The 20,224-nt window shown below is 69.2% G+C and carries 19 protein-coding genes and 1 pseudogene; 10 read left to right on the forward strand and 10 right to left on the reverse strand.

Going from position 1 to position 20,224, the window contains the following annotated elements; translation table 11 throughout:
- The first annotated feature begins 14 nt into the window (after nt 1-14).
- The 7 genes from ABGB10_RS02605 to ABGB10_RS02635 all read left to right on the forward strand — a co-directional run bounded on the left by ABGB10_RS02605 (nt 15) and on the right by ABGB10_RS02635 (nt 5,167).
- Nucleotides 15-686 carry a glycosyltransferase family 2 protein gene (locus ABGB10_RS02605; protein ID WP_347659199.1) on the forward strand — a complete coding sequence of 224 codons (672 nt, stop codon included), beginning with the start codon at nt 15-17 and terminating at the stop codon, nt 684-686.
- Nucleotides 683-1,363 carry a DUF2064 domain-containing protein gene (locus ABGB10_RS02610; RefSeq protein WP_347659200.1) on the forward strand — a complete coding sequence of 227 codons (681 nt, stop codon included), beginning with the start codon at nt 683-685 and terminating at the stop codon, nt 1,361-1,363. Before ABGB10_RS02605 ends, ABGB10_RS02610 begins: the two co-directional genes overlap by 4 nt.
- 119 nt (nt 1,364-1,482) lie before the next feature.
- Nucleotides 1,483-2,067, forward strand: a complete 585-nt coding sequence (locus tag ABGB10_RS02615) for a class I SAM-dependent methyltransferase (protein ID WP_347659236.1) — start codon at nt 1,483-1,485, stop codon at nt 2,065-2,067.
- Nucleotides 2,064-3,197: a molybdopterin-dependent oxidoreductase gene (locus ABGB10_RS02620; RefSeq protein WP_347659201.1), complete on the forward strand. Its 1,134-nt coding sequence runs from the start codon at nt 2,064-2,066 to the stop codon at nt 3,195-3,197. Before ABGB10_RS02615 ends, ABGB10_RS02620 begins: the two co-directional genes overlap by 4 nt.
- On the forward strand, nt 3,194-3,631 hold the full coding sequence (locus tag ABGB10_RS02625) for a hypothetical protein (RefSeq protein ID WP_347659202.1): 438 nt from the start codon (nt 3,194-3,196) through the stop codon (nt 3,629-3,631). Before ABGB10_RS02620 ends, ABGB10_RS02625 begins: the two co-directional genes overlap by 4 nt.
- Before the next feature lie 12 nt (nt 3,632-3,643).
- The gene (locus ABGB10_RS02630) at nt 3,644-4,498 is read left to right on the forward strand and encodes an S-methyl-5'-thioadenosine phosphorylase (RefSeq protein ID WP_347659203.1); all 855 of its coding nucleotides are present in this window, start codon (nt 3,644-3,646) and stop codon (nt 4,496-4,498) included.
- Nucleotides 4,499-4,579: 81 nt separating this feature from the next.
- Complete coding sequence (locus ABGB10_RS02635) at nt 4,580-5,167, forward strand: DM13 domain-containing protein (RefSeq protein WP_347659204.1); 588 nt, start codon at nt 4,580-4,582, stop codon at nt 5,165-5,167.
- Nucleotides 5,168-5,182: 15 nt separating this feature from the next.
- Here the strand turns inward: ABGB10_RS02635 and ABGB10_RS02640 are convergent, their stop codons facing one another.
- The 5 genes from ABGB10_RS02640 to ABGB10_RS02660 all read right to left on the reverse strand — a co-directional run bounded on the left by ABGB10_RS02640 (nt 5,183) and on the right by ABGB10_RS02660 (nt 10,451).
- The gene (locus tag ABGB10_RS02640) at nt 5,183-6,301 is read right to left on the reverse strand and encodes a Gfo/Idh/MocA family oxidoreductase (RefSeq protein ID WP_347659205.1); all 1,119 of its coding nucleotides are present in this window, start codon (nt 6,299-6,301) and stop codon (nt 5,183-5,185) included.
- Nucleotides 6,271-6,981, reverse strand: coding sequence for a ThuA domain-containing protein (locus tag ABGB10_RS02645; protein WP_347659206.1), 711 nt, complete (start codon nt 6,979-6,981; stop codon nt 6,271-6,273). The genes ABGB10_RS02640 and ABGB10_RS02645 overlap by 31 nt, the downstream gene beginning before the upstream one ends.
- A gap of 210 nt (nt 6,982-7,191) precedes the next feature.
- Nucleotides 7,192-8,658: an RICIN domain-containing protein gene (locus ABGB10_RS02650; protein WP_347659207.1), complete on the reverse strand. Its 1,467-nt coding sequence runs from the start codon at nt 8,656-8,658 to the stop codon at nt 7,192-7,194.
- Between the two features lie 116 nt (nt 8,659-8,774).
- The gene (locus ABGB10_RS02655; protein WP_347659208.1) at nt 8,775-10,214 is read right to left on the reverse strand and encodes a glycoside hydrolase family 43 protein; all 1,440 of its coding nucleotides are present in this window, start codon (nt 10,212-10,214) and stop codon (nt 8,775-8,777) included.
- 36 nt (nt 10,215-10,250) lie between these two features.
- Entirely contained in the window at nt 10,251-10,451 is a 201-nt protein-coding gene (locus ABGB10_RS02660; protein ID WP_347659209.1) for a family 43 glycosylhydrolase, read from the reverse strand.
- Between the two features lie 545 nt (nt 10,452-10,996).
- Between ABGB10_RS02660 and ABGB10_RS02665 the strand changes: the two genes are divergently transcribed.
- Entirely contained in the window at nt 10,997-12,358 is a 1,362-nt protein-coding gene (locus ABGB10_RS02665) for a lectin (RefSeq protein WP_347659210.1), read from the forward strand.
- 123 nt (nt 12,359-12,481) lie between these two features.
- The gene (locus ABGB10_RS02670; RefSeq protein ID WP_347659237.1) at nt 12,482-13,768 is read left to right on the forward strand and encodes a ricin-type beta-trefoil lectin domain protein; all 1,287 of its coding nucleotides are present in this window, start codon (nt 12,482-12,484) and stop codon (nt 13,766-13,768) included.
- Between the two features lie 120 nt (nt 13,769-13,888).
- On the opposite strand, the gene ABGB10_RS02675 is transcribed toward ABGB10_RS02670, so the two are convergent.
- The 4 genes and pseudogenes from ABGB10_RS02675 to ABGB10_RS02690 form a co-directional block, all read right to left on the reverse strand.
- Nucleotides 13,889-15,406, reverse strand: a complete 1,518-nt coding sequence (locus ABGB10_RS02675) for a hypothetical protein (RefSeq protein WP_347659211.1) — start codon at nt 15,404-15,406, stop codon at nt 13,889-13,891.
- Nucleotides 15,407-15,757: 351 nt separating this feature from the next.
- A pseudogene (locus ABGB10_RS02680) lies at nt 15,758-16,056 on the reverse strand (glycosyl hydrolase 53 family protein); the annotation flags it as partial.
- Between the two features lie 371 nt (nt 16,057-16,427).
- Nucleotides 16,428-16,865: a GFA family protein gene (locus ABGB10_RS02685; RefSeq protein WP_347659212.1), complete on the reverse strand. Its 438-nt coding sequence runs from the start codon at nt 16,863-16,865 to the stop codon at nt 16,428-16,430.
- 23 nt (nt 16,866-16,888) lie between these two features.
- Nucleotides 16,889-18,094 carry an MFS transporter gene (locus tag ABGB10_RS02690; protein WP_347659213.1) on the reverse strand — a complete coding sequence of 402 codons (1,206 nt, stop codon included), beginning with the start codon at nt 18,092-18,094 and terminating at the stop codon, nt 16,889-16,891.
- A 187-nt stretch (nt 18,095-18,281) separates the two neighbouring features.
- Between ABGB10_RS02690 and ABGB10_RS02695 the strand changes: the two genes are divergently transcribed.
- Nucleotides 18,282-19,244: a helix-turn-helix transcriptional regulator gene (locus ABGB10_RS02695; RefSeq protein WP_347659214.1), complete on the forward strand. Its 963-nt coding sequence runs from the start codon at nt 18,282-18,284 to the stop codon at nt 19,242-19,244.
- A 94-nt stretch (nt 19,245-19,338) separates the two neighbouring features.
- Here the strand turns inward: ABGB10_RS02695 and ABGB10_RS02700 are convergent, their stop codons facing one another.
- On the reverse strand, nt 19,339-20,172 hold the full coding sequence (locus tag ABGB10_RS02700) for a helix-turn-helix transcriptional regulator (RefSeq protein ID WP_347659215.1): 834 nt from the start codon (nt 20,170-20,172) through the stop codon (nt 19,339-19,341).
- Between the last annotated feature and the right edge of the window lie 52 nt (nt 20,173-20,224).

Genomic DNA, 20,224 nt, shown 5'->3' on the forward strand with positions numbered 1-20,224 from the left:
CTAGCGTCGCCGGTATGCGCACAACGATCGACGTGGTGCTGCCGTGTCTGGACGAGGCGGCCGCACTGCCTGCCGTACTGAGCGGGCTGCCGCCCGGCTACCGCGCCATCGTGGTCGACAACGGCTCCACCGACGGCTCGCCGGGGATCGCGGCCGAGTACGGGGCCCGGGTCGTCCACGAGGCACGACGCGGGTACGGCGCGGCCGTACACACCGGCCTGCTGGCGGCCGAAGCCGAGATGGTCTGCGTACTCGACGCGGACGGCTCGTTCGACCCCGCCGAGTTGCCCAGGCTCGTCGCGACGGTGCTCGACGGTCGGGCGGATCTCGCTGTCGGGCGGCGTCGACCGGTCTCGGCAGACGCCTGGCCGTGGCATGCCCGTACCGGAAACGCCCTGGTTGCCGCGCTGCTGCGGCGCCGTGGCGTACCGGTGTACGACATCAGCCCGATCCGTGCGGCCCGCCGGGCGGCGCTGCTGGGACTCGGTGTCGACGACCGCGCGTTCGGCTACCCGTTGGAACTGCTGCTCCGCGCGTCCCAGGCAGGCTGGCGAATTCTCGAACTGGACGTCGCGTACGCCCCGCGGGCTGCCGGCACCAAATCGAAGGTCTCCGGATCGGTCCGGGGCACGTTGCGGGCGACCCGGGACTTCGCCGGAGTGCTGCGCGCCGGTGGTGGCCGGTGAACGTCCTGCTCCTGGTCGCGAAGGCACCGGTTCCGGGGCTGGCCAAGACGCGACTCTGCCCGCCGGCGAATCCCACGCAGGCGGCCCGGATCGCAGCGGCGGCGCTGTTGGACACCCTCGCGGCGGTACGCGCCACCCCGTCGACCATCCCCGTGCTGGCCTACACCGGCCGGTTCGCCGACGCCGAGTACGGCGCGGAGCTGACCGCCGCGCTGGCGGGTTGGCATCTCCTTCCACAGCGCGGCGACACCTTCGCCGGCCGCCTCGCGAACGCGCACGCCGACACTGCCGCAGCCTTTCCGGGCCGACCGGTGCTGCAGATCGGCATGGACACGCCGCAGATCCGGCCGGCTCTGCTCACCACCGCGCTGGAGCGGCTCGCCGACCACGAGGCGGTGTTCGGACCGGCACTCGACGGCGGCTGGTGGGCACTCGGGCTCCGTGATCCGGCGTGCGCGACGGTGTTGCGCGACGTGCCCATGTCGACCGACGACACCGGTCGACGTACTCTCGCCGCGCTTCGCGGCCACGGCACCCAGCCGGCGATCCTTCCCGTTCAACGCGACGTCGACGACTGGCCGACCGCGTTGGCGGTCGCGGCCGACCTGCCCGGCACCCGGTTCGCGGACGCCGTCGAGTCGGTGGTCGGCCACCTGTCGAGCGGACGCCTCAGGTGACCTCGACGATCACCCTCGATGGTTTCGATCTCGTGTGGGGCAGACGCGACAGCCGGTCCACCGACCATGACGCCTGCGGTACGCCGGTAACACCGCCACCCCACGTCGACCACTGGCTCGTGCACACCGACGGGCGACGTGACCCGTTGCCGGTGCGGCGCTGGCACGGCCCGCCCGAACCGGCCATCACGTCCATCGCCGCACGCTGCTCCGGCCCCACGATCGATCTCGGTTGCGGCCCCGGGCGGCTGACCAGGGCACTCGCCCAGCAAGGGCTCGTCGCGCTGGGCGTGGACATCTCCGCCGAGGCGGTACGACTGACCCAGGGCCGAGGTGTGGTCGCCCTGCGGCGCGACATCTTCGAACCACTTCCCGGCGAGGGCCGCTGGGCGCACGCCCTGCTCGTCGACGGCAACATCGGCATCGGCGGCGATCCGGTCCGACTGCTGCGCCGCTGTGGCGCGCTGATCGCGGCGGACGGAACGCTTGTGGTCGAGGTCGAACCCCCGGGCGTCGGGCTGTGGCAGGGGCAGGCGTACGTCCTGTCCGGAACCGCCGACGAAGGGGCACGACAGGGACCGACGTTCCGATGGGCGCGAGTCGGGGCGGAGGCGGTGGCCGGTGTCGCAGCCACTGCCGGCCTGCGGGTCGCGAACACCTTCCGACTCGGTCCACGCTGGTTCGCCGAGTTGGTGAGCGCATGACCCGCCGGCCACGCATCCCCGTCTCCGAGGACTTCACCGCACCGTCGCACTCGCCGCTGGTCGCCGCCCGGCTCGGACTCTGGCTCGGGGTGGCGTTCGGGCTGTGCTTCGTCACCGGTCTCCTCAGTCACTACATCCAGCACCCGCCGGGCTGGTTCACCTGGCCGAGCCGACCGGTCAACCTCTACCGGATCACCCAGGGCGTCCACGTGCTCTCCGGAATCGCCGCGATCCCGCTGCTGCTGGCCAAGCTGTGGAGCGTCTATCCCCGACTGTTCGTCCGTCCGCCCCTGCGCCACCCGATCCGACTGTCCGCGCACGCCCTCGAACGGATCTCCGTCCTGGTCCTGGTCTGTGCCGCGTTCTTCGAACTGGTCACCGGCCTGTTCAACGTCGCCCAGTCGTACCCGTGGGGATTCTTCTTCCCGGCGGCGCACTACGCGGTCGCCTGGCTGCTGGCGGGCGGGGTGCTGCTGCACATCGCGGTGAAGCTCCCGATCGCCCGCGCCGCGCTGGGCACTCCGCTGCGACGGGACGACCGGGACTCGTCCGGACGGCGTGCGTTCCTGCGGACCTCGGCGGGTGTCGCCGGCGTGGCCGTGCTGGCCACCGCCGGGGTCACCGTGCCGTGGTTGCGTCGGGTGTCCCCGCTGGCGTGGCGCTCCGCAGCCGGGCCGCAGGGCGTCCCGATCAACCGTACGGCGGCAGCCGCGCGCATCGTCGTTCCCCCTGACTGGCGGCTGGAGATCGTCTGGCCGGGTGGCCGGGATGTCTTCTCCCGTGCCGAACTGGCAGCCCTGCCCCAACGCACGGCGAATCTGCCGATCGCCTGCGTCGAGGGCTGGAGCGCCTCCGCCGACTGGACGGGTGTGCCCGTCGTCGATCTGCTCCGGCTGGTCGGCGCGCCGACCAACCGAGCGGTCCGGATCTCCTCGCTGGAAACCGACGGCCTGTACGCCACCAGCACACTCCCGGCGACCCACGTCGGTGACCCGCTCACCCTGCTCGCGCTGAGGATCAACGGCCAGGAGCTGTCCGCCGACCACGGTTACCCCTGCCGCCTCATCGCTCCGAGCCGGCCGGGTGTCCTCCAGACCAAGTGGGTGGCCCGGCTGGAGGTGCTGCGGTGAGAGCCGTCCGGCTGCTCCTGCTCGTGCTCGGTGCCGCGGCGGTGGCGTACGGCGGTTGGCTGCTCCTTCCGCAACTCGGCACCACCCTGCCGTGGCTGATCGGCGGTCCGGTGCTGCACGACCTCCTGGTGGCGCCGCTGGTCGGGCTGGTCGGTCTGACGCTGGGCCGACTGGTGACGAACCGGCTGCGGCTGGCCTGGATCACCGCAGGCCTGCTGGCGAGCGCCACGTTGCTGCTGATCGCGGTGCCACTGCTGTGGCGACCGCCCTCGGCACCGCCGAACCCGGGCCTACCGGACCGCGACTACCCGCTGGCGCTCACCACCGGGCTGGCCGTCCTCTGGGCCGTCATCGTGATCGTGTTGGTCGTCGACGCCATCGTCGGTCGCCGCGACCCGGCCCGGGCATCCGAGCATCCCCCCGAGGCCACGTGAAGGAGAAGTCCCATGTCTGACGGAGGAACCCCCACGACCGGTCGTCCGCCGATCGGCGTGATCGGCGGATCCGGGTTCTACGAGTTCCTCGACGACATCACCGAGGTCACGATCGACACTCCGTACGGACCGCCGAGCGACTCGCTCTCCATCGGGAACCTTGCCGGGCGGACGGTGGCGTTCCTGCCTCGCCACGGCCGCCGGCACACCCTCCCCCCGCACCGCATCAACTACCGGGCCAACCTGTGGGCGCTGCGAACAGTCGGCGTCCGCCAGGTCCTCGCACCGGGTGCCGTGGGCGGGCTGCGACCGGAGTTGGGCCCCGGCACCCTCGTCGTACCGGATCAACTGGTCGACCGGACCACCGGACGCGAGCATACCTACTACGACGGGAAGGTACGCCCGGACGGGCAGCTCCCCCGGGTCGTCCATGTTCCGTTCGCCGACCCGTACTGTCCGGTCGGACGGGCCACAGTCCTCGACGCCGCCCGGACCAACGGCTGGCAGCCGGTCGACGGCGGGACCATGGTCGTCATCGAAGGGCCCCGGTTCTCCACCCGCGCCGAATCACGGTGGTACGGCCAGGCGGGCGGGTCGACCGTCGGCATGACCGGCCACCCCGAAGCGGTGCTGGCACGCGAACTGGCCCTGTGCTACACCGCGCTGTCCCTGGTGACCGACCTCGACTCGGGCGTCGAGGTCGGCCACGGCGTGACCCAGCAGGAGGTCTTCACCGTCTTCGCGCAGAACATCGAGCGCCTGCGCGTCCTGCTCGGCGACGCGGCGCAGATGTTGCCGCCGGGGCAGGACGGCTGCTCGTGCGGACAGGCACTGGCGGGCACGGAGATCGGCCTCACGCTGCCGTGACGTCGGCTGGCATCCACGCCGTAATGGTTCTGCAAGGGTTCGCGACCGGTTCGGTGGCGGTGCTGGCCATACGCTGTGGACGTGGGAAAATGGATCCTCCGGTCGCCGCTGGCGCGGGCCGGTCTCGCCGCCGCTGTCGTCGTGGCCATCGTGGCCCTCTACTGGTTCCAGCCGTGGAAGCTGTTCACCGACACGTACGTCGACGACGCGCTTCCCCCCGCCGGGACGACATCGGTCACCTCCGCTCCCGCGTCCACCCCGGCGTCCGCGACCCCGACCCCGACCCCGGCGGCCTCGGCGACCGCAGCAGCGGCGGACGAGATCCTGGCCGCCGGCGAGTTCGTCACCCATGAGCACGACACCACCGGCAGCGCCGAGATTCGTCGGCTCGCCAACGGGCGTCACCAGCTCGTCATCCGCGACCTGAACACGTCGAACGGCCCGGACCTGCGGGTGTGGCTGACCGATCAGCAGGTCATCCGGGGCACGGCCGGCTGGCGGGTGTTCGACGACGGGAAGTGGGTCGAGCTGGCACGGCTCAAGGGCAACAAGGGCAACCAGGTGTACGAGCTGCCGGCATCGGTTGATCCGGCCGACTTCCGCAGCGTCTCCATCTGGTGCAAGCGATTCGCGGTCTCCTTCGGCGCGGCGGATCTCACGACCACCTGACCGGTCCGCCTGCGTTCAGTGCCCGTACGCGGGGTGCGCCTGCCAGTTCTCGACCGCGGTGAGTGGAACCGGCGTGGGCCGCTCCGCCACCGTCGTCAGCTCGATCCGCCGGCCTTCGGCTGCCGAGCGGAGCAGGGTCGTCATCGTTTCGAGTACGTGCAGCGCGACGTCGCCGCCGGCGCGCGGCTGACGCTGACTGTCGGCGCTGACCAGGTCGATCAGGCCGATGCCCCGTGTTCCCTCGGCGTAACCGGCCTGCGGTTCGAGTACGCGCCAGCCGGTGCCGCCGAGCGTGAAGAGTCGGACCTCACCGTCGAAGTAGTTCGGGTCGGGCACGGCGAGCGTGCCGGTCTCCCCGTGGACCTCGATCGGCGCGGCCGTCGTCGTGACGCCGTCGAAGCTCGTGGTGATGGTGGAGAGAGCCCCGTTGGCGTGTTCGAGCACGCCTGTCACGTGGGTGTCCACCTCGACGGGGATCCGCTGACCGAGGCGTGGGCCGGAACCGATGACCCGCTCGGCGCGGAGGCGGCTGGCGGCTCCGGTCACCGCGCGTACCGGCCCGAGCAGGTGGATGAGCGCCGAGATGTAGTACGGCCCCATGTCCAGCAACGGGCCGCCGCCCGGGGCGTAGTAGAAGTCGGGGTGGGGATGCCAGCGCTCATGCCCCGCCGTGACCATGACGGCCGACGCGGACATCGGGCGCCCGATGAGCCCGCCGTCGATTGCCGCCCGCGCCGTCTGCGTACCCGTGCCCAGGACGGTGTCCGGCGCGCATCCCACGAGGACGCCGGCCGACGCGGCCCGTTCGATGATCGAACGGCCGTCCGGAAGCGTCACGGCGAGCGGCTTCTCGACGTACACGTTCTTGCCCGCGTCGATCGCGCCGAGCGAGATGTCGGCGTGGGCTGCGGGGATCGTGAGGTTGAGCACCGTCTGCACGTCCGGGCGGGCGAGCAGGCGCTCGACGCTCACCGCCTCGGCACCGGGAATCATGGCTGCGGCCTCGGCCGACCGGGAGGCGTCGAGGTCGGCCAGCGCGACGATGCTCACCGCGGGATGGTTCGCGAGAGTGTCCAGGTACGCGCGGGAGATGACCCCGAGGCCTATGACGCCGACGCGGTGCGAGTCGCCCACACCATCCCCCTCTCGATCACGGTACGGACGCTTGCGTGCTCCAGCACGTCGAGGCTGTGTCCCGGGGTCGTCACGACGATCCGCCCGGCACCCCACCGTCGGGTCCAGATCGCCGGCGAGGTGACCGGCCGGTGCCACGGGTGCCATTCCCGCGTGGGGTGGGTGGTGACGGCCAGCACGTCGACCAGGTCGTCGTGCAGCACCCAGTACTGCTCGGTGACCAGGTCGAAATCCTCGATGCCCGTGGTGATCGGATGCTCCCGGCCGAGGTCGGTGATGTGCACGGTGTGCGGCAGGAAGTTGTCCTCAGCCTCACCGTGACGCTCGCACGGTTCCTTACCCGGGTGGGTCGCGAACTGGCCGCCCACCAGGTGCAGGTATTCCGACGACGCCCGGAACGAGTCCACGATGCCGCCGTGCCAGCCGGTGAAACCGGTGCCGGCGATGACCGCCGCGCTCAGGCCGGCCGCCTCGGCCGAGGTGATCTGCGACATCGTCACGCACTGCACGACGAGGTCGGTGTCGGCCATCTCGGCCGCGTCGGCGTAGACCTCGGTCGACTCCTCGACCCGCACGGCATAGCCGCTGCCCTCGAGGAAGGGGATGAACAGTTCCGTCGCCTTGACCGGCTGGTGTCCCTCCCATCCGCCCCGAACCACCAGTGCCCTTCGCTGCGTCACCCGCGCTCCCTCCCACGACCCGTCGCCACCGGACTGGCGGCTCCCGCCCCGCAGGGGGGAGCCGCCGACACCCGTGCTTGTCGATCACCGAAACCGTACTCGGTCATCGACGAAGTCGACATCTGTCGGCTCCGGTGTCACCTCGCCCGGCCATCCACTCGGGACCGTGCGGCCGTGGAGGTGGGTCTTCTGGACATCCGGTGTCGTCCGTCAGACGGCGGTGCGCGACCACTGCTGGTTGGCTCCGGTATTACACGTGTACTGCTTGAGGATCACGCCATCGGCGGTCGACGCGGCCGGCACGTCCACGCACTTGCTGCTGTGTCGGGCGCGGAGCTGGAAGTAGCTGCCGTTGGAGACCATCTGGAACTGCTGGTTGGTGCCGGTGCCGCAGGTGTACTGGACGAGCTCGGCGCCGTCGGCGGTCGACGCGCTCACCACATCGAGACACTTGCCGCTGTTTCGGCTGACGATGCGCCAGTAGCCGCTGCCGGCGTCCTGGAACTGCCACTGCTGCCAGGCGTTGCCGCCGTAGGTGTACTGGCCGACGCGTGCGCCGTTTGCGGTGTTCGGTGACTGGACGTCCATGGCCTTGCCGCTGTGCCGCACGTTGATCCGGTAGAACGTCCCCGTGGACGGCGGAGGCGTCGTCGGGTCGCCGCCGATGGCGTCGCCCCACGCGTACCGGATCCGGTCCGCACCGGAGGTGTTGCGGACGGTCAGGTTGAGGTCGGTGCCGCTGCCGGTGAGGGCGAACATCGAGTACCAGTCGTAGCCGATGGTGCCGGTCTTGCCGCCGAGGGCGGGCCAGTAGGTGCCGCCCATCTGGTTGTCCCGCATGACCTGGGCCATGGCACGGATGTAGCGCACGAAGTTGTCGGTGCTGCCCGCGTCGGCGTAGTTGCGACCGTCGTTCATGGGCGCGCCGAACTCGGTCGCGACCGCGCGGGAGGCGCAGTTGCCGAGGCGGGCCTGGATGTGGCTGCGGAAGGCGTCGTAGGTCATCGCGCCGTAGAAGAAGGCGTAGTAGTGGAAGGACAGCAGCGTCGCGTTGAAGCGGCTGTCGTTGCAGATGTCGCGGAGGTCCTGGCTGAAGCCGGTGCCACCGATCAACACCCGGCCGGGCACCGCCGAGTAGTGGTAGCTGAGCCAGTTCGCGGCGACGTTGCGCCACTCCGCCGAGCTGTAACCGTGCGGCTCGTTCATCGGCTCGAAGTAGACGTTGCTGTTCGAGCCGTACGCGTTGGTCACGGTGGACCACATCGCGTTCCACGCGGCGAGGTTGGTGATCCTGCCGCCGGAGGCGGCGCCGTCCTCCCAGTAGGCGAGGATGACCTTGAAGCCGCGGGCGGTGGCGGCGTCGATGGCGCCTCGGTACGCCTCCCACCACGCCGTTCCCACCGTGTGGGTGTTGATGGGGAGCCGGATGGTGTTGACGCCCATGGTGGACGCCATGTCGTCGTAGAGGGCGTTGGCCTTGGCCCGCACCGTCGCGTTGCTGTCCGACGAGCTCAGGCCCTGCACGACGAGCGGGCCGGTCGTGAAGTTGTCGCCCAACACCGCCCAGTTCATGCCTCGGAACTGGTTGGTGGCGGCGGTGGCCGGCGACGACGCGACGACCATGACGCCGGCCATCGCGGTCAGCGCGGTCACCAGGACGATGAGCAGCCGGCGCATCGACCGGCTGCTCGGTGCTGCTGGTCCCGATCCGTAATCGTCAGTCGACGTGCTTCGTGTCATGAGATGTCCAATCGACCTGGTGCCGTTGTCGGGGTTCGCTTGTCGGGTCGGGTTCAACTGGTCACCCGGAACGTCGCGTCGGCGCGGCTCTGCGCGTCGGCCACCGGATCGAGCCGAAGCAGGTAGCTGTGGTGCCGGAGGTAGCGGTCCGGGTGGCTGTAGGACTGGAACGACGTCCAGGAGGCGTTGGCCAGGCCGGCCACCTGCCGGAAGGTGGCGTCGGCGGCGAAGGTGGTGGTGCCGTCGTTGGCTTCCAACCGGAAGTCGAATCCGTAGTGACGCAGGTAGTAGCCCGGGTAGTTGACCGACTGGATCGAGACCGTGCCGGAGCCGGCCAGACCTGGCACGAGCCGCCACTGACCGTCCTGGGCCGGGCTGACGTTCGGGTCGATCCGGGCGTCGTAGTCGGCGTGCCGCACGTACCGGTCCTGGAAGTTGTACGACTGGATCCGGTTGACCGCGGCGTTGGGCCAGCGGGCGAGCACCCGGCTCTGCTCGGCCGCCGTCAGGTTGAGGACCGAACCGTGCCGCTTCTTGGTGCCACCCAGGCTGTACGAGCCGGATGCCGGCAGCCGGAAGTCGCCCGGGTTCGACGGGTTGGTGGTCAGCACGGGCAGGTAGCCGCGCCCGCTGGAATACTGGTCCAGGTAGAGAACCCACTCGTTGCGGGTGTTGAACCTCATCCACATCGGGCCTTCCACCTGGGCTCCCGTCAGCCCGATGCCGGACAGGTTTCCGAGGGTGGTCCAGGTGCCGAGGATGGAGTTGCTGCCTTCGATGGTGATCTGGCCGTCCCGGGACGCCCGCACGTAGCGATAGGCTCCGACGCCGGCCGGCACCTCGACGATCTGGGTGTCGATGAGCTCCTGGCTGCCAGGTCGATTGATGTACGTCTGTGGCGCGGTGATGCTGCGGAAGTTCGACGTACGCGCGTAGTAGATGCGGTGCTTGGTCACCCCGTTGAGCGGGACGTTCGTCGCCCAGTAGAGGACGTAGTCGCCGGTTTCCGGGTTCCAGATCGCCTCCGGCGCCCAGGCGTTGCGTCCGTCCGGGATCGCGCCGGCTACGTTCAGCAGCCACGGCGCCGACCAGTTGACCAGGTCGGTGGACTCCCACACGACGAGGTTGCGACTGCCGTTGTTGATGGCGGCCGACCAGTCCTGGCCGCAGCCGATGCACAGGTCCGTGGCGACGATCCAGTACCGGTCGCCGGCGGGCGAGCGGACCAGCACGGGGTCGCGGACTCCACGGGTGCCGATGGTGGAACGCAGGACGAGACCACCGTTGTTGAGGTCCGTCCAGCGCAGGCCGTCGGTGCTGTGGGCCAGGTAGATCTGTTGGTCGGTCGAGGACTCGCCGGTGAAGTGCGCCATCAGGTACCCGACGGTCGGGTCGAGCGCGGTGGCCTGCTTCGGTGTCGCCGCCGACCACGTGGTGAACAGCAGGAACGCGGTGACCGTAACCGCACAGAGCCGGGAGAGGACTCTCGACATGGGTCTTTCTCCTTCGCGCAGGGGCGTACGAGTCAGCTAGAGAGTCGGTACGACGGGGCGGATGGCGCCGTCGGCGTTGAACTCCATCCGGTCGATGGCGGTCTCGCGGTTGGTGCCGTTGCCGGCGGGTACGGCGAACCGGTGGTAGGCGATGTGCCAGGTGTCGCTGTTGGGCGCCCGAACCACCGAGTGGTGGCCGGTGCCCCTGATGCCGGCCTCGAGCCGCTTCTGCAGCACGGCCCGGACCCCCCTTCAGGAAGATCATCAATGTTAGCGCTAACAAGATCAATGCGTGCATGACGCGGGTCTTTCCGACTGCGGGAGGCAGCGAGCTGACGGGCGGGGCAGCCCGGGCACACCACGCGCGGGTGTCGGTGCACATGTTTTCTGTTCGTTAACGTCGCGTTGCGGACAGTGTTAGCGATAGCATCGATGAGTGTCAAGGAATCGAGCGTCGACACCCCTGCCGCTCGGAGAGCCCTGCCCACCCCCACCCCGGGAGTCGGCCCGCAACCTGCCGGACACGGCATTGACACACTTCGCTGCCTGATCTAGCGTCGGGCCGAATCGATTCGACAGTCGACCGACCGGTCTCGCGTGGGCGGCGAGGCCGGTGCCGGGATCGTGTGCCGACGAGCCGGCCGGGCGTCGTGGCGCATCGCATCTCCCCGAGGTTTCGCCGGCGGCGAATGTGGTCGCCGGGATGGCCGGGAGCGGCGCGCGTGGATCGCCGCGGTCCCTTCTACCTGCATCAATTCGTGCCGAGTGGCGGGAGCCCCATCATGACAAGACGTAGACCCATCCTTGCTTCTCTGGCGACGGCGGCGGTCGTCGTCGTGACCGTGGCCGCGGCAGCGCTGGCCGGCGGCGTGAGCACCACCGCGTCGGCCGCAGACGTGGTGCCGGCCGCAGCGACCGCCGGGTGCGGCAAGGCCCCCACGCTGACCAGCGGTCAACGGTCCATCCAGAGCAGCGGCCAGAACCGCAGTTTCATCCTGCGGATCCCGGACAACTACGACCGCAACCACCCCTACCGGTTGATCTTCGGATTCCACTGGAACGGCGGCACCGCCAACGACGTCGACGGCGGCGGGTCGGACGGGGCGGCCTGGTCCTACTACGGGCTGCGGCAGCAGGCGAACAACAGCACCATCTTCGTCGCCCCCCAGGGCAACGGGAACGGCTGGGCCAATCCCGGCGGCCAGGACGTCACCTTCGTCGACGACATGATCAGGGTGATCGAGGCAGACCTCTGTGTCGAGACGACGCAGCGCTTCGCGCTCGGCTTCAGTTACGGCGGAGGCATGAGCTATTCGCTGGCCTGTTCCCGGGCGGACGTCTTCCGCGCCGTCGCGGTCTACGCCGGCGGGCAGCTCAGCGGCTGCAGCGGCGGCACCCAGCCGATCGCGTACATGGGCATCCACGGCATCGGGGACTCGGTGCTCAACATCTCCGCCGGACGGTCCCTGCGGGACAGGTTCGTGCGGAACAACGGATGCACCGCACAGAACCCGCCCGAGCCGAGGTCCGGCAGCCTGACCCACATCACCACCACCTACTCCGGCTGCCGGTCCGGCTATCCGGTGGTGTGGGCAGCCTTCGACGGCGGGCACACCCCCGGCCCGGTGGACGGCGGCGGCGACAGCGGCGCCAGGACCTGGACCAAGGGCGAGGTGTGGAGGTTCTTCACCCAGTTCGGCAGCACCGACCCGACCACCCCGCCGACGACCCCGCCGCCGACCACCCCGCCGCCGGGCAACACGTCGTCCCTGCGCAACGCGTCCTCCGGACGGTGCCTGGACGTCAACGGCGCTTCGCAGTCCAACGGCGCGACGGCGATCATCTGGGACTGCCACGGACAGAGCAACCAGAGCTGGACCTCGACCGCAGCCCAGGAACTGCGCGTCTTCGGTGGCAAGTGTCTTGACGTGAACGGCGCCAGCACCGCAAACGGCAGCTCGGTGATCATTTGGGACTGCAACGGCCAGTCCAACCAGCGGTGGCAGTTCAATGCCGACGGTTCGATCACCGCAGTTGGCTCGGGCCGGTGTCTGGACGTGGTCAGCAACGGCACGGCCAACGGCACACGCCTCCAGATCTGGGACTGCAACGGCGCTGCCAGCCAACGATGGAGCCGGACCTGAGCCCCGGCTCCGCCGCCGAGCTGCCCGGCACCGATCTGATCGATGTTCCTTCACCAACGAGGAGGCTGAGCTGTGCGACTTCGCAAACTTTCCACCCCCTGGATAGGGGCCGCCATGGCGGTCATGGTCCTAGCCGTCGTCGGCGCGTACGTCGTCACGACCGTCGGATCGGCGGTGGCGGCCACCACCGCCGGCTGCGGTAAGGCGCCTGGACTGAACAGTGGCACCCACACCATCCAGAGCGGCGGGAAGAGCCGGAGCTTCATCCTTCGGCTCCCCGACAGCTACAACAACACCTACGCCCACCGGCTGGCCTTCGGGTTCCACTGGTTGGGCGGCACCGCCAGTCAGGTCGCGTCGGGCGGAAGCGACGGAGCCCCGTGGGCCTACTACGGCATGCTCTCGCAGGCCAACAACACCACCATCTTCGTCGCCCCGCAGGGCCTCAACAACGGCTGGGGCAACTCGAACGGCGAGGACGTGACCTTCACCGACGACATGATCCGCACGATCGAGAACGCCCTCTGTGTCGACACGACGCAACGATTCTCAGTCGGGTTCAGCTACGGCGGCGCCATGAGCTACTCGTTGGCCTGTTCCCGACCGACGGTGTTCCGGGCGGTCGCGGCAATCGCCGCCCCCGGGGCGATCAGCGGATGCAGCGGCGGCACCCAGCCAGTGGCGTACCTGGGTATTCACGGCATCAACGACAACATCCCCAGCGGACGCTCGCTGCGCGACAGGTTCGTCCGCAACAACGGTTGTGCCGCGCAGAACCCGCCCGAGCCGAGGGCGGGCAGCCTGACCCACATCACCACCGCCTACTCGTGCCAGGCCGGATATCCGGTGGTCTGGGCCGCGTTCGACGGCGGCCACCAGCAAGGTCCGGTGGACGGGTGTGCCGGCTGTGAGAGCGGCGCGCGGAGCTGGGTCAAGCAGGAGGTGTGGCGGTTCTTCAGCCAGTTCGGATCCACCGTGCCGCCGACCACACCCCCGCCGTCGACCCCGCCGCCCGGCCAGCAGAACGTGCTGATCGCCGGGAGCCAGTCCGCCCGCTGCGTCGACATCCCCAACTCCAGCACCAGCAACGGCGCACGCCCGCAACTGTGGGACTGTCACGGTGGCACCAACCAACGCTGGACCCATACCACCAACCGCGCCCTGACCGTGTACGGCAACAAGTGCCTGGACGCCAGCGGAGGCGGCAGCAGCAACGGCACCGCCGTCATCATCTGGGACTGCAACGGCCAATCCAACCAACAGTGGAACCTGAACTCCAACGGCACCATCACCGGAGCCCAATCCGGGCTCTGCCTCGACGCCGTCGCCTCCGGCACGGCCAATGGGACGCAACTGCACCTGTGGGCCTGCCACGGTGGCGCCAACCAGCAGTGGAGCACGCGCACCTAGGGTCTTCGGGCACCTGAGACGGCCGGGAAGGACTCCTACCGGCCCTCAGGTGCCCGCTGATCCGTCCGACCGACCGAGGGGCCGGCCCGGAAGGGCCGGCCCTCGCCGTTCTCGGCGACGTTACGCCGACAGTGCCGCGTCGATCGCGCCGATGAGGATCTGCTCCACGCCGTCGGGAGATGTCGCTGTCGGTTTTCCTTTCAGGTGCCCCAACCAGCCGTAGACAGTCATCGAGCCCCCGGCGATGCCCGGGAAGTCGGCGTCGATCCCGCCGGCGTACGTCGCGGTCCTCCGCAGCAGCTCGTCGCTGGGAAGGTACGCGCTCACCTCGTTCGCGTAGCCCGCGAACAGCAGCTGGCTGGACGTGCCGTATCGCGCCCGGAAGTAGACGGCGTATCCGGACACGATCTCGCCGCCGGCCAGCAGCAGTCGAAGGTCTGGGCTGCCGGTGAACCTCCAGGACTGCACGGGGACCGGAATCGACGTCGCGAACGTGCCGGCGTCGATCTGCGCGCTCATCTGCCGCGCGTGCCGCTGGTAGTAGCCCGGCAGGGAAAGATCGTGGAAACGCGCGGCGTAGGCCGCGGACACGTCCCGAAGATTGTCCTCGGTCGGCGTCACATCCAGCGGCAGGCTCACCTCCCGGTAATGGGTCGTCGTCGGACCAGCGACCGGCCGACCCGGCCGCAGCAGCGCCGTCGTGACGGCCTGCGCGAGTTCGGCGCCCCGCAGGCTCCGCTGGGCCCAGCCCCGCGCGCCGGCAGGGTTCTGGTCACCGGCCGGCCCGAGGAGGAACTGGGCGAAGGCCCCGGTCGCCTGCTCGATCCGGGTGACCGCGTCCCCCGGGTAGTCCGGGTCGAACATTGTCTGGGACCCGGCTGTCACCGGGTGGCACCCGTAGCTGAACAGCACGGCCAGAGGCTCACCACCCGGCGTACGAGCCGTCAGGACCGGCACATCCGACTCGACGTACGGCAGGCTCTCCCGGTTGTACGAGAAGTTCTGCTTGACGACCTGGTAGTCGAGGGTGCACGCCGTTCGCGGGCCGTCGAGCGTGTCACGGACCAGCTGCACAATGCGCGTGGCCAACTGGTCGCCGAAGGCACGCACCTGTGCCCGCACAGTGGAATTCATCGCGTACGCGATGAACGGGTCCAGTTTGTCGGGGAGCACCGGACCGTTGTGCGTGTGCGTGGCGGTCAGCGCGAAGTTCTCCGACGCCAGGCCAAGAGCGAGCACCTGGCTGCGGATCGACTGGTGCAGGCCACGCGCGAAACCGAGGACGTCGGCGCTGACGATGACGTGGGGCACACCCGCATGCCACAGGATCGTGCACCGCGCGAACAGCGCGGCAGCGGTCCCGGTCGACCTGCGTGGCACGTCCACGCCGTAACCGGCCAGGTACGTGCCCACCGGTGGAGTGATCTCCACCTTCCCGACTGACAGCTCGGTGACCGCCGCGCCCAGTGCGGCGCTCCCGACGAGGCCCTGGCCGACCAGCGACGCGGCGACGATGGACCCGCCGACGAGCAGGCGGCGACGACCGACGGTCAGTCGCCGATCATTCGGTTTGTCGTGCTCGGCCGCCTGCGCCCGGATTTCGGGCGTGGTGGCAGCGCTGATCCTGGACATGGTCATTCGGCAACGATCTCCCCCGTGAGACGCCGACGCATGCCCGCCGCCTCGCATCAGCAAATGGATGCACGAGCGACGGGCATCAGTATCAAGTTGAGGGTGATCATGGCGTACGCCACGACCGCGGTCAATGGGTTCGCGGGCAACCACGGGGCGGGCTACGACGGCACCGACGCGAGTGTGGCGAGAAGTTTGTCGACACGCTCGGTGCCCGGCTGATGACCGCGCTGCAAACCCTCGCGGCGTGATCCGGCACCTCGTCACGGCCATCGCGCGACAGCCACAGTTGTCGCGCGATGGCGGTGCCTCCTCGAAGGTGCCGGGAGCCGGCTCGGCGCGCGTCCGGGCAACGGGTCAGGGCGTCCAGCGCACGCCCGGGTTCACCCGCCGGACCAGTCGAAGACGGCCATGTTGTCCCACTGGTTTCCGGTGCCGTTGATGTTGGCCGGGTCCCAGCCGTTGCCGCGGACGGCGTACCAGGTCGGTTCCCAGTAGAAGACGCCCATGGCCCCCGCGTTGCGGGCCGTGTTCTGGACCCAGTCGAACTCCTGGGCCTGCCCGGCCCAGGTCGCGCTGATGCCGTCACAGGTTGCGTCACCGATGGCGTTCGGCTCACTGTCCGCGTTGTCGCGGGTGAAGGGGTACGCGGTCTCCGCGGCCGACGCGCCACTGACGGTCACCGAACGTGAGGCGCCCACGCCGGGGCGGGCGAGGTCCTCGTCAGCCGCGGCGACACTTGCCAGCCTGGCACCCGACGGCTGGCTCGTGTTGTGTGGATACGATCCGGAGCCGCTGACCCTGCCCACCCAGCAGATGGTCCTCAACCGACTGCACGTCATGGTCAACCCGTCCGGCTCCCCGCACGACCTCCGCGACCCCCTCGCCTTCTCGGTGGCGCACGGCATCCTCCCCGACATCGAGGAGGTCGACCTGCGAGGGGCCAACGCGGTTCTCGACACCATGGCCAAGGGCATCCCCGGCAGGCGGTCGGTCATCACCTTCGACCGACCGCCTGCCGCCGCCGTCACGTCGCGTCGCCGTCGAACCTCGCTCGGTTCGGGTCCGGTTCGATCCAGTCCTGGGCTCGACGCCACCACACCTCGGCGAACGGCTCCAACCCGGTCGAGTCATCGAGGGTTCCGGCCTTGACGATCATCAGTTCGGGTCGTTCGTGAAGGACGGTGAGGATCGGAGTACCGCAATCACCGCAGAAGAGCCGGTCGCGCAGGTTGCCGTTCTCCACCCCGACGGTCCGGTACGACCTGGGCGTACCCCTGACTTCCAGGGCGTCGCGCGCCACCAGAACGTTGACCGAGAAGGCGGCACCGCTGTGGCGCTGACAATGAGCACAGTGGCACAGGACGACAGCCTCCGGCTGCCCGTCGAATCGGTAGCTGATCGAGCCGCACAGGCAGCTTCCGGTCCGGATACTGCCGCCAGGGGCATGATCGATGGTTGTCATTTGGCTACCTTCCTCATTCGGCATCAGGCGTTCCTGGGGAACGCGTGCTTTGCGCCGCCGATGACGGTTGCGGCTGCGGCGACCAGGAGGATCAGTGCTCCCCAGGTGATGGAGGCGGTGCCCAGGCCGGCGAGCAGAAGACCGCCGATGAAACCGCCGACCGCGATGGAAGCGGAGAAGACCGTGATGGTGATCGACTGAGCGACGGTCGCCGCTCCTCCTGTCGCGTTGATCGTGGCACCCACGAACAGGCTCGGGGAGCTGCCGAACGCGAGGCCCCATGCGGCGACGGCGCCGTAGACCAGCATCGGCGTATCCGCGAGGACGCCCAGGACGAGCACGCTGGCCCCGAACAGCAGGGTGCTGCCCACGACGAGCTTGCGCAGGTGTCGGTCGATGTGCGCCCCGACCACGAGAACGCTGAGCACGGAGGTGACCCCGAAGGCGAACAGCACCCAGCCCGTCTGGTCGGCCATCTCCGCGTGCAGGAGGAGGTCGGTGATGTAGGTGTAGAGAAGGTTGTGCGCGATCATGTACGTGGCGAGCGCGAACAGGATGGGCCGCAGTCCGGGAATGACCAGGATCTGCGAGATCGTGAAACGTGCGTCGACCGGCTGGCCGGGCAGATTCGGAAGCGCCACCAGGACCCAGACCATGGTCAGGACGCTCACGGCGGCCGAGGCGTAGAAGGCGAGTTGCCAGCCGCCGAGGCTGCTGAGCCAGGTCCCCAGCGGGACACCCAGAGCCAGTCCGATCGGGGTTCCGGCCAGAGCGATGGCGATGGCACGGCCCTCTCGTCCCGGTGGTGCGAGGCGGGCGGCGTAGCCGCCGAGAAGGGGCCAGATGAGTCCCGTTCCCAGACCGGCGATGAAGCGGAGAACCATTGTCAGCGTGAAGTCGCTGGACATCGCGGTGAGCGCATTGGTGACGGCGACCACGGCCAGAGCGAGTTGCAGGACGTGTTTGCGCGGCCAGGTCGCCGTCGCCCGCGCAAGAGGGATGGCGCCGAGCGCGGTGGCGAGCGCGTAGAGGGTGACGGTCTGACCGGTCAGTGAGACACCGGTGTGCAGGGTGCGGCTCATTTCCGGCAGGAGACCCGCCGGGAGGCATTCGGTGAGGATGCTGATAAAGCCGGCCAGGAAAAGGCCGAGCAAGGCGTTGCCCGGAAGGCGGTTCCGCCCAGTGGTCGCCGCCATCGAGGCTGTTGATGTGGTGACGATTTCAGTCATGGTGCTCTTTCAGGAACGGAACGGACCCCGCCAGGGATCGGCCAGGGGCTTGCGGCTCTTTTGCTCAGAACACGTCGAGCGTGCTTCAGCTGTGCGGTGTCAGCCAGCCACCCGCTTCGTCTACGTTTCGTGTGGCTATCACTGGCAGGGACAGGCTGGGCTGCGTAATCGGTGGGATAATCGAGACATGACCACCCGTCACGCTTCCTGGGCCGGCCGCTCAGCCGATTCAGGGTCGGATCCTGCATCCAACCCGCAGGAAAGGCTCGACCCCCGCGCAGAACTGAGCGACTTTCTGCGTACTCGCAGGGCCCGGCACAAGCCGGCGGATGTGGGGCTCACCGACTACAGCCGACGGCGCCGTGTCCCGGGGCTGCGGCGGGAAGAGCTCGCGCAGCTCGCCGGAGTCTCCGCGGCGTACTACACGCGATTCGAACAGGGCAATGCCCGCAACGTCTCACGTGAGGTGCTGGACGCGGTTTCCCGCGCACTCAAGCTCTCCGAGGCCGAGCATGCCCACCTATTGAGCCTGGCCCAGCCCGAGCGACAGCAGCACCAGCCCGCGCCGCCACGCCAACGGGTAAGGCCCGCGATACACGAACTGCTGGCCGCGGTGGAGGGCGTGCCCGCCTACGTATGGGGCCGCCGCACTGATGTGCTGGCCTGGAACCAGACCGCCTCTGCCCTCTTCGGTGACTGGGCAGCCCGTACCCCGGAGGATCGGAATTGGGCGAGGATCATTTTCCTCGACCCGGCCTCCCGGACGCTGTTCGCGGACTGGGAGTCCAAGGCGTACGACGTGGTAGGACAATTGCGGCTTGGGGCCGGCCCGCAGACAAACGACCCGCTGCTCGTCTCGCTGATCGGCGAACTCTTTATCAAGAGCGAGGACTTCCGCAGGCTGTGGGCCACCCACGACGTCAAGAAGAAGACGCACGGCATCATGCTTCTGTCACACCCACTGGTCGGTGAGCTGACGCTGCGCTACGAGACACTCGCGCTCCCCGGTGATCCGGAGCAGTTGCTGACCACCTACCACGCCGAGCCCGGCTCGCTCTCCGAAGAGGCGCTGCGGCTGTTGGCCAGTTGGGGAGCAGACGCCGCACAAGAGGCGGCTGCGGGCACATCCCATCAACGGATACCACGATAGGCGGACGACGAAGGTCCCCTGCCGACCTCGTGCGTTTCGGCCCGGGCGGGATGACCGTTGTCGTGCGACCGACGGCGTGGCGGATCAGGAACGATCAAAGGGGTTGTTCGCCCAGGGCGCGGAGGAAGTCGAAGCTGTCGGCGGCGGCCGTGCCGGGCTGAGGTCGAAAGATGACCAAGCGCTGACCCGTGGTGGTGCTCAGGACGAAGTCGCACTGTACGTCCAGACGTCCGGCCTGCGGATGGACGAGGATTTTGCGGGTGGCCTGTAGTGGGGCGACCTGCATGTCGGACCAGTACTGGGCGAATTCGGCGCTGGCGATGGTGAGATCGGCGATCAGTTGGTCGGCTACCGGGTCGGGGCCGATGCTGGCGGCGGCTGCGCGTAGGTCGGCGACGTAGCCGCGTCCGATCGCCTCGTGTTCCTCCGGCACGTTGAGCGCGCGGGATTCGGGGTGGGTGAACCAGCGCCAGGTCACGTTCGAGTGGCGGGCGTCGCCGTCGGTCCATGAGCCCAGCAGCGCGCGGCTGAGGGTGTTCTGGGCGAGGATGGCAGTACGGTGGTCGATGACGTGCGCGGGCACGGTGGTGAGTGCGTCGAGTAGGAACATCATCGCGGGGTCGACGTACCCGCTGAGGGTGCTGGGCGTCGGCGCCGGATGTCCGGCGAGACGGTAAAGGTAGTCCCGCTCGTCGACGGAGAGGCGCAGCGCCCGGGCGAGGCTGCCGAGCAGAGCCTCGGAGGGGTTGCTGTTGCGCGACTGCTCAAGTCGTTCGTAGTAGTCCACGGACAGACTTGCCAGGAGTGCGACTTCTTCGCGGCGTAGGCCAGGGGTGCGGCGTCGCCCGCGCGATGGGAGCCCGACGTCGGCCGGGCGGAGCGCCTGTCGGCGAGCTCGGAGGAAGTCGCCGAGTTCGGTTCGTGCCACGAACTACCCTTTCCGGATCGCGGTGCCACCAGCGTCGCGGGGGGGGCCCCGC

The sequence above is a fragment of the Micromonospora sp. B9E7 genome (genome assembly GCF_039871815.1).
In the GTDB taxonomy this organism is placed as follows: Bacteria; Actinomycetota; Actinomycetes; order Mycobacteriales; family Micromonosporaceae; genus Micromonospora.

Bases quoted from the DNA above. Each gene is read 5' to 3' on its own strand.
- ABGB10_RS02605 (WP_347659199.1), top strand. From the start codon at position 15: ATGCGCACAACGATCGACGTGGTGCTGCCGTGTCTGGACGAGGCGGCC.
- ABGB10_RS02620 (WP_347659201.1), top strand. From the start codon at position 2,064: ATGACCCGCCGGCCACGCATCCCCGTCTCCGAGGACTTCACCGCACCG.
- ABGB10_RS02630 (WP_347659203.1), top strand. From the start codon at position 3,644: ATGTCTGACGGAGGAACCCCCACGACCGGTCGTCCGCCGATCGGCGTG.
- ABGB10_RS02650 (WP_347659207.1), bottom strand. From the start codon at position 8,658: ATGCGCCGGCTGCTCATCGTCCTGGTGACCGCGCTGACCGCGATGGCC.
- ABGB10_RS02655 (WP_347659208.1), bottom strand. From the start codon at position 10,214: ATGTCGAGAGTCCTCTCCCGGCTCTGTGCGGTTACGGTCACCGCGTTC.
- ABGB10_RS02665 (WP_347659210.1), top strand. From the start codon at position 10,997: ATGACAAGACGTAGACCCATCCTTGCTTCTCTGGCGACGGCGGCGGTC.
- ABGB10_RS02670 (WP_347659237.1), top strand. From the start codon at position 12,482: ATGGTCCTAGCCGTCGTCGGCGCGTACGTCGTCACGACCGTCGGATCG.
- ABGB10_RS02675 (WP_347659211.1), bottom strand. From the start codon at position 15,406: ATGACCATGTCCAGGATCAGCGCTGCCACCACGCCCGAAATCCGGGCG.
- ABGB10_RS02685 (WP_347659212.1), bottom strand. From the start codon at position 16,865: ATGACAACCATCGATCATGCCCCTGGCGGCAGTATCCGGACCGGAAGC.
- ABGB10_RS02690 (WP_347659213.1), bottom strand. From the start codon at position 18,094: ATGACTGAAATCGTCACCACATCAACAGCCTCGATGGCGGCGACCACT.
- ABGB10_RS02695 (WP_347659214.1), top strand. From the start codon at position 18,282: ATGACCACCCGTCACGCTTCCTGGGCCGGCCGCTCAGCCGATTCAGGG.